Annotated in this window: 9 protein-coding genes and 1 pseudogene; 6 read left to right on the top strand and 4 right to left on the bottom strand. The window is 63.4% G+C overall.

Annotated elements, in window-relative coordinates; all coding sequences use genetic code 11:
• Window positions 1–139: 139 nt before the first annotated feature.
• Window positions 140–778, bottom strand: coding sequence for a TetR/AcrR family transcriptional regulator (locus tag VKI00_RS20615; protein ID WP_324440692.1), 639 nt, complete (start codon window positions 776–778; stop codon window positions 140–142).
• 134 nt (window positions 779–912) lie between these two features.
• Here VKI00_RS20615 and VKI00_RS20610 point away from each other — a divergent pair, with 134 nt between their 5' ends.
• The 3 genes from VKI00_RS20610 (at window position 913) to VKI00_RS20600 (ending at window position 4,155) form a co-directional block, all read left to right on the top strand.
• Window positions 913–2,097, top strand: a complete 1,185-nt coding sequence (locus tag VKI00_RS20610; protein WP_324440690.1) for a cytochrome P450 — start codon at window positions 913–915, stop codon at window positions 2,095–2,097.
• Window positions 2,098–2,245: 148 nt separating this feature from the next.
• A complete protein-coding gene (locus VKI00_RS20605; RefSeq protein WP_324440688.1) occupies window positions 2,246–3,622 on the top strand; it encodes an NtaA/DmoA family FMN-dependent monooxygenase in 1,377 nt (458 codons plus the stop codon).
• The gene (locus VKI00_RS20600; RefSeq protein ID WP_324440685.1) at window positions 3,619–4,155 is read left to right on the top strand and encodes an NAD(P)H-dependent oxidoreductase; all 537 of its coding nucleotides are present in this window, start codon (window positions 3,619–3,621) and stop codon (window positions 4,153–4,155) included. Before VKI00_RS20605 ends, VKI00_RS20600 begins: the two co-directional genes overlap by 4 nt.
• Before the next feature lie 22 nt (window positions 4,156–4,177).
• Here VKI00_RS20600 and VKI00_RS20595 read toward each other — a convergent pair whose 3' ends face one another.
• The gene (locus VKI00_RS20595) at window positions 4,178–5,020 is read right to left on the bottom strand and encodes a TauD/TfdA family dioxygenase (RefSeq protein WP_324440683.1); all 843 of its coding nucleotides are present in this window, start codon (window positions 5,018–5,020) and stop codon (window positions 4,178–4,180) included.
• Between the two features lie 96 nt (window positions 5,021–5,116).
• Entirely contained in the window at window positions 5,117–5,707 is a 591-nt protein-coding gene (locus VKI00_RS20590) for a TetR/AcrR family transcriptional regulator (protein ID WP_324440681.1), read from the bottom strand.
• Between the two features lie 172 nt (window positions 5,708–5,879).
• Here VKI00_RS20590 and VKI00_RS20585 point away from each other — a divergent pair.
• From VKI00_RS20585 to VKI00_RS20580, 3 genes and pseudogenes are all read left to right on the top strand, one after another.
• Window positions 5,880–6,015 (top strand): annotated as a pseudogene (locus VKI00_RS20585) (GMC oxidoreductase); the annotation flags it as partial.
• Window positions 6,016–6,078: 63 nt separating this feature from the next.
• Window positions 6,079–6,483, top strand: a complete 405-nt coding sequence (locus VKI00_RS33875) for an N-terminal phage integrase SAM-like domain-containing protein (protein WP_414687252.1) — start codon at window positions 6,079–6,081, stop codon at window positions 6,481–6,483.
• 15 nt (window positions 6,484–6,498) lie between these two features.
• Window positions 6,499–7,077, top strand: coding sequence for a site-specific integrase (locus VKI00_RS20580; RefSeq protein WP_324440679.1), 579 nt, complete (start codon window positions 6,499–6,501; stop codon window positions 7,075–7,077).
• Between the two features lie 163 nt (window positions 7,078–7,240).
• Here the strand turns inward: VKI00_RS20580 and VKI00_RS20575 are convergent.
• Window positions 7,241–7,544 (bottom strand): hypothetical protein (locus VKI00_RS20575; protein ID WP_324440678.1); only part of this gene is annotated, 304 nt, incomplete at its 5' end.

Here is a 7,544-nt window from a genome sequence, read left to right as displayed (position 1 = left end):
ACCCCCGACGGTGGCCACCCCTTCGAAAGTCACCGCGGCATAACCTTCGCGCAGCATGACCGTCTGAGTTGCCCGCAGGATGGCACTACGTTTCGCCGATCGGCGCGTTCCGGGACGGCCACCCGTCATCGCCACACTCTTACCGGCGGCCTCGGGACGACGTCTTGGCGGGCTTGCGCTTACGTCGCACCCCCGGTTCGACCGCATCGAGGTAACGTTCCACGGCCCGGACCACTTCGGAGTGCGCCGTCTCGACGCCGACACCTTCCTCCAGATTAAGGAACTTCGGAATGCCGGTGATCAACATAACCACCGCACTGGGCGACAAATCTCCCTCGAAGCGGGCGTTCGCCCCGAAGGCCCCGTTCAGCACCTCGATCTGAAGTTTCCTCATCCGCTCAGTCACGTCGGCGATCTCCGACCGGATCGATTTGCGGTGATTGCCCAGCGCCATGAACTCGGTGATCAAGGCGCCAGTGGCCTCATGCCAGCTGTACTCCCACATGGCGTGCAGCGGATCGTCAGCCCGCTTCTGCAGCGTGGTGCTCAGGTGCTTGAGATTGCGCTCGGAATAGCGGTGGATCGCAGCGAGGAAAATGTCGTCAAGCGAGGGAAAGTAGTACTGGACCAGGCTTGCCGTGACGCCGGCCTTCGCCGCCAGGGCACGGTAGCTGACGCTGGCGTACCCCTCCTCCAGCATCATCTTCTCGACGCAATCCAGAAGGGCGTCGCGGGTCTTCGACGTCTCTGCGCCGACGCGGCGCGGTGATGCGGCCATGATCCCCTCACTGTTGCAGACCCCGAGCATATTCCCACCGCCCTCGGCAGGAGACCCGTACACGACTCGCCACACCACTATACGTTCGTACAGCACATGCTATATGCTCTTACAGACTTTGCCGAGGAGGGTATGTGAGCGAGTTGTACTACGACCCTTGGGTCGTCGAGATCGACCTCGACCCCTACCCGACGTACCGACGACTGCGGGAAGAGGCACCGGTCTATTACAACGAGCGCCACGACTTCTGGGGCCTGAGCCGCTATGCCGACGTCGATGCGGCGTTGCGCGAGCCCAACAAGCTGAGCTCGGCCAAAGGCGACATCCTCGAAGTGGTCAAGGCCGATCCGGTGATGCCGCCGGGCGTGTTCATCAATGAGGATCCGCCGCTGCACACCATCCACCGGGCCCTGGTGTCGCGGGCGTTCACCCCCAAGCGAATCCGGGAAATCGAAGACAAGGTGCGGACATTCTGCGTCGCGTGCCTGGATCCGATCATCGGCAGCGACCGGTTCGATTTCGTGCAGGACCTGGGCGCGGAACTGCCGATGCGGACCATCGGCATGCTGGTCGGCATACCGGATTCCGACCAGCCATCCGTTCGCGCGCACGCACACGCCGTCTTGCGCAACAAGCCGGGCGAACCCTTGCCCGTGAAAAAGGACCACTACTTCGACGGTGACATGTTCACCGACTACCTCGCCTGGCGAACCAAGAACCCGTCCGACGACCTGATCACCGAACTGCTCAACGTCGAGTTCGAGGACGAGACCGGCGCAACACGCCGACTCAGCACCGAGGAACTGCTGATCTTCCTCGCGGTCGTGGCCGGCGCCGGCGTGGAGACCACCGGGCGGCTGTTCGGCTGGATGGGCAAGGTACTCGGCGAAAACCCTGACCAACTGAAGGATCTCGCCGGAAATCCGTCTCTGGTTCCCAACGCCATCGAGGAGCTCCTGCGCTACGAGCCGCCGGGACCGCATGTGGCCCGCTGGGTTGCGGAGGACGTGGAATTCCACGGCCAGACCGTGCCCGCGGGCAGCGCGCTGCTGCTGATGCTCGCCTCTGCGAATCGCGATGAACGCCATTTCGACGAGCCCGACCGCTTCGACATCCACCGTCGGCCCGGCGGTCTCCTGACGTTCGGTCGTGGGGCGCACTTCTGCCTCGGTGCCCCGCTGGCACGACTGGAAGGCCGCGTCGCCCTGGAGGAAGTGCTGAAGCGATTCCCCAAGTGGGAGGTCGACATCGACAGCGCCCGCCGCTCACGTACCTCGACAGTGCGCGGCTGGGACTCGATGCCCACCATCATCGGCTGACTTGGAGCTATTCGATTGACAACCGTGAACAACCGCGTCGCGGTGATAACCGGTGCCGCACGTGGACAGGGCAGAAGCCATCACCTGGGTGACCCTGCCGGTCGACGCTGGCTACGCGGTGATGTGACCCAGGAAGGAATTGCGTTCAATGACGAAGCGGATGGTCTTCACACTGTTGGTGATGGATTCGGTCGGCCACAATTTTCAGGGCGGCTGGCGCCATCCGGAGGCACGCAACCGGGAGTTCAAGTCTCTCGATCTCTGGGTGGATCTGGCCAAGAAGGCGGAGCAGGCCAAGATCGACGCTTTCTTTTTCACCGATGTCCTGGGAATTCAGGGAGAGTTCAACCAATCTCGCGACATCGTCTTCGAGCAGGCGGTTAACGTCCCGATCGGCGACTGCTCCATGCTGTTGCCTGCGCTGGCCCACGAAACCTCCGATATCGGCTTTCTATACACGAGTTCGGTCATCTCGAAGCACCCATTCATGTTCGCCCGAGAAGTGTCGACGTTGGATGCCCTGAGCGACGGACGGGTCGGCTGGAACATCGTCACATCGGCCAACGAGCGCGCGTTCCGCAACTTCGGACTACCGAGCAACCTTTCCCACGCGGAACGCTACAAATGGGCCGACGAGTATGTCGACGTCGTCTACAAGCTCTGGGAGGGCTCCTGGGACGTGGACGCCGTCGTCAACGACGCATCCCGTGGCGTCTACACAGATCCCGCGAGAATCCACGACATCCACCACAAAGGCGAGCGCTACAGCGTCGAAGGCTTCAACCTCATGGAGCCCTCGCCGCAACGCACACCCGTGCTCGCGCAGGCCGGTGGTTCACAGGCCGGACTCGACTTCGCCAGCAAACACGCGGAATTGATGTTCCTGTCCGCCTACACCCCGGAAACCATCGCGCAACAGATCAGCACGGTACGTGCCCGAGCGCGCGAACACGGCAGGCGCGACGGCGACATCCTGTTCTTGCAAGGCCTGATGTTCGTCGTCGGCTTGACCGACGAGGAAGCCTTCCGCAAGTGGCAGGACCTAGAGCAGTATCGCAGCCAGGAAGGCCAGGTCGCCTACTTCGCCGGCCTCTCCGGCACCGATCTCGGCCGTTTTAACCCGCAGACTCCGCTGGAGGACCTGCTCGACGAAATCCCCGGCATCCAAGGAGCTTTCCGGGCGGTGATCAACGCCTGGCCGGCCGGCACCAAGCCGACGGTGCACGACTTCCTGACCACCCTGTCCGTACCACAGATGGTCGTCGGCTCCCCGGAAACCATCGCCGCGCGGCTGGCTGACTATCAGGCTGCAGGTGTCGACGGCGTGCAGATCATGAACATCCTGATGCCGCAGAGCTACGACGAGTTCTTCGAACACGTGGTTCCGGTACTCCAGGAGAAGGGCCTGATGCAGAAGGAGTACCGGCCGGGAACATTGCGACAGAAATTGTTCGACACGGACACCCCGGATGTCTCGCAACACCATCCGGCCTTCGGCTACCGGGGGATGTTCAGCACGCCATGACCCACGTCCTGGTCTTGCTGGGAAGCCTGCGTGCGGCGTCGGTCAACCGCCAGCTGGCCGAACTCGCCGTCGAGGTGGCCCCCGACGGGGTCACGCTGACGTTGTTCGACCAGCTCGGCGAGTTGCCGTTCTACAACGAGGACATCGACGACGCGGACGTCGCCGAGTCGGTGACGGCACTGCGGCAGGAGGCCGAACGCACCGATGCGGTCCTGATTGTCACGCCGGAATACAACGCCAGTATCCCGGGAGTACTGAAGAACGCCATCGACTGGCTGTCACGGCCCTATGGCAAAGGCGCCCTGAAAGGCAAACCGCTCGCCGTGATCGGCGCCTCGCTGGGATCCTACGGCGGCACCTGGGCTCACGACGAAACACGGAAATCGTTCGCGATCGCCGGGCCCCAGGTGCTCGAGTCGATCAAGCTTTCGGTTCCGCTGACGACACTGAACGGCGTGCATCCGCGCGAACACGCTCAACTGGCGGACAAGGTTCGCGCTGTGGTCGCCGACCTGGCCGCCGAGACGCAGTAGCGTCACCGCGGGGTTGATTGCGTCACACGACGGCGACGGGTTCCTCGCCGGCCAGGGTGGTGCGGTGCATCAGCCGCACCGACGTTGGTTCGAATGGCAAGGCGCGATGCAACATTCCGGTGTTGTCCCACATCACCAGATCACCGCGGTGCCATTTGTGGCGCAGAGTGAACTTCGGCTGCGTGCACCAATCCTGCAACCGGTCCAGCAGCTCCCGGCCTTTGTCGACGGGCCAGCCCACGACTTCGGCCGCGGTCGCGCCGAGAAGCAGAGCCTTGCGCCCGCTGCGTCGGCGCCAGACCAGTGGGTGCACCCGCGTCGGGACCCGATCCCAGACAGCACGCTCCGCGTCGGTGGCGTCCGGATTGGCCAGCGACTGTGCATGGGCGAAGCTGTGAACCACTTGTAGTGAATCGATCTCGTCCTTCTCGCCGTCCGACAACGCTTCGTAGGCGGCGTACGTGGTGGCGAACTCCGTGTCGCCCCCGGCGGGGTCGACCTCTCGCGCGGTCAGCAGGGTTCCCTTCTGCGGACGCTCGTCGGTGGCGCCGTCGATGTGCCAGTGGAAGTTGCCCTGCCGGAAGGACGCCAACAGGGCGTTGGTCTTGGTCGGGTCCAGCGTGATGGTCTGGATCTCCGGGTACTTGTGCTCGCCCGTCGGTTGGACGACCAGGGTGCCCATCATGCGACTCAAGGCGATGAGGTCGTCGTCGTCGATGTTGATCTCGCGGTAGACCACGACGCCGTATTGGTCGAGGTCCTCCTGGGCTTTCCGGGCACCATCCGGTGTGGCAAGTTCGCGAACAGTCAGCCCGGTGATTTCGAGACCCAGGGCGGGAGTGATCGGACAGGAAGTTCCGGGCATGTCGACCTCCGGGTAGAGTTTGGCGATTTGTACAAGAACATCATATCCGCTGGCAGAGCGCAACCTCCAGGGCGGAACTGGCGTCGCAACTGCCAATCAGTCGTCGAATTCGGTGACTTCGGGTTCGACGCGATTCAAGAAACGCTCCACCAGCGCGAGGGTCTCAGCATGACCGGTGAAGGTGCCCAACCCCTCTTCTAGGTGGACCATCCGCGGGATGGCTCCCAGCAGGAAGACCAACGCCGGCGGAGGTAACTCATCCTCATCGAGCCCATAGGCAGGCCAGCGTCCGGTAACCGCCTCCACCACGGCACGGCGGACCCGCTCACCGCCTTCGCCGATGATGTCGCCGACGACCGGACGGTGATTGGCCAGGGCCACGAACTCCATCAACAGCGCCGTGCCGCTCCGGTTATTGGCGTACTCCCACACCGCACGAAGCGGATATTTCGAGCAGGCCGCCGCCTCCAGGCCCTCGATCACCCGGTCAGTACCACGACGAAGGACCGCGACGAAGAGCTCGTCCAGCGAAGGAAAGTAGTACTGGACCAAGCCGGCGGCCACCCCCGCCTTCGCGGCGACGCTGCGGTAGGTGACGGAGCCGTAGCCCTCCTGAAGCATGAGCCGCTCCGTGGCGGCCAGGATCGCCTGCAGCTTCTCGGTTCGGCGTGCGCCCGCAGACGTCATTTGCCCATCTTGCTACCGGCGACACCCGAGCGGACGAACCCGGCGCGCTTCGGTGTGCCACCCCACCAGAGCCATCACTGTACGATCGTATCGCCCGTGCCATAGGATCTTGTTCGAAGGAATGCAGCATGACCGTGCCATGGGACCCCGCGAGTAGGATGCGGTCGGCAGCGAGCTGAAGGTCCGCGGGATCGAGCACCTGCGCGTCGTGGACTGCTCGGTGATGCCGACCATGGGCCGGAAACCTAAACGGTCCGATCATGGCAATGGCATGGCGTGCAGCCGACCTCATCGGCCGGGACCGGTAACCGCACTGCGTTTGATGCAGCGCCTACACCGAAAAGGTCCCGGGAACCTCGAGCCGGGAGTGGCTGCGGAAACATCAACGACTTGACGAACTAGGGAAAATCGGAGATCAGCAGCGACGCGGGATACCCTATGCAACAACGACGTTAACTGTCGCGGAGTACATGAGCTACTGGCTCGAGCACATCGCAAAACCGAGCATCCGCCGCGCGACGTACGCGACCTATAAAGGCTATGTGCGGCTGCACATTGTGCCGGGCATCGGCAACCGGAAGTTGAAGTCTTTGCAGGCAGCGCATATCCGCGCTTGGCTCACCGGGCTGCAGACACGGTGCCAATGCTGCATGCAGGGCAAGGACGCTGCGCGGGCCTGCACGTCGAAGGCGCGGTGTTGTGTGCTCTGGCTACGCCTCAATGCTGCAATGATGTGCTGTCGGCGAGCTCGATCCGACAAATCCTGCGCGTTCTGAGGGCTGCTCTACAGGATGCGGTGGACGAGAAAAGCTGAGCAGCAACGTCGCTCGGCTCGTACAGCTACGCGTCACCGACGATCGGAAGGCGCGCTCGTTCACTCGGGCCGAGGCGCTTACTTTCCTAAAGACCGCAGAAACGAACGACTGTACGCATTGTGGGCGGTCGCGCTGTCAATGGGGTTGCGGCGAGGTGAGGCGCTTGGGCTCGAATGGTCGGACCTGGACCTCGACCGGGGGCGAATCACGATCAGGCGAGCACTACACCGGGTGGATGGTCAGTTGAAATTTGAGCACGCCAAAACCGAAGGTTCGGTGGCGGTTCTCCCACTGCCCGGGCCATTGGTGCCGATTCTGGTGAACCATCGCCGGCGGCAACTCGAGGAGCGGCTGGCTGCAGGCTCGTCGTGGCGTGAGACGGGTTTGGTGTTCACGACGGCAAAAGGCGGCGGGACAGAACCCCGCAATGTCAACCGCATGTTCCACCGGTTGTGCGAGAAAGCCGACGTGCCTCAGCTCAGAGTTCACGACCTCCGCCACTCCTGCGCGACGCTGCTGTTCACCATGGTCCAGCGCCTCGTTTCCCAGCGGTGACCGGCCGTCCCATAGCCGTTTGTCATTGACAAACCCGGGTCAGGTTTTCCCATCGTTGACGACAAATTTGACGGCAATCTATCGCAGGAATGTGATTCGGCCACCGCGCCGGTCTGCGCTCGCCTGGCGTACGCGTCGCGTAACCGGTCACGGTTTTCGACGATCATGACGAGCTGGCCGGCAACTGCACGGCGTTGTCAGCGGCCAGCCACAGCACGAACCCGCCGAGCGTGGTGTCCACCACGACCCCGACGACGTCGTCATCGCCGTCTACCTCGAAGGCGTAGCCGATGTGCAGCGGGACCAGCCCGACGACACCGTTGGGGGCCGGGTACTGCGCGCGCATGTGATCGATTCTCGCGCGGGTGTCGATGCCTGGGCTGCGCGCGGGCCCAACGATGGCCAGGTCCAAAGTCCCTGTTGTTGGGTGTCCCGGGGAGGGCAACATGGTGCCCACGGTTAGGGGA

The sequence above is a fragment of the Mycobacterium sp. genome (assembly GCF_035314665.1).
In the GTDB taxonomy this organism is placed as follows: Bacteria; Actinomycetota; Actinomycetes; order Mycobacteriales; family Mycobacteriaceae; genus Mycobacterium.
The sequence above is the reverse complement of the archived record's forward strand: the minus strand, read 5'-3'. Positions and strand labels throughout refer to the sequence as shown.

Excerpts from the sequence above, each read along its gene's own strand:
- VKI00_RS20615 (WP_324440692.1), bottom strand. The coding sequence starts at position 778 with ATGGCCGCATCACCGCGCCGCGTCGGCGCAGAGACGTCGAAGACCCGC.
- VKI00_RS20605 (WP_324440688.1), top strand. The coding sequence starts at position 2,246 with ATGACGAAGCGGATGGTCTTCACACTGTTGGTGATGGATTCGGTCGGC.
- VKI00_RS20600 (WP_324440685.1), top strand. The coding sequence starts at position 3,619 with ATGACCCACGTCCTGGTCTTGCTGGGAAGCCTGCGTGCGGCGTCGGTC.
- VKI00_RS20595 (WP_324440683.1), bottom strand. The coding sequence starts at position 5,020 with ATGCCCGGAACTTCCTGTCCGATCACTCCCGCCCTGGGTCTCGAAATC.
- VKI00_RS20590 (WP_324440681.1), bottom strand. The coding sequence starts at position 5,707 with ATGACGTCTGCGGGCGCACGCCGAACCGAGAAGCTGCAGGCGATCCTG.
- VKI00_RS20580 (WP_324440679.1), top strand. The coding sequence starts at position 6,499 with ATGCGGTGGACGAGAAAAGCTGAGCAGCAACGTCGCTCGGCTCGTACA.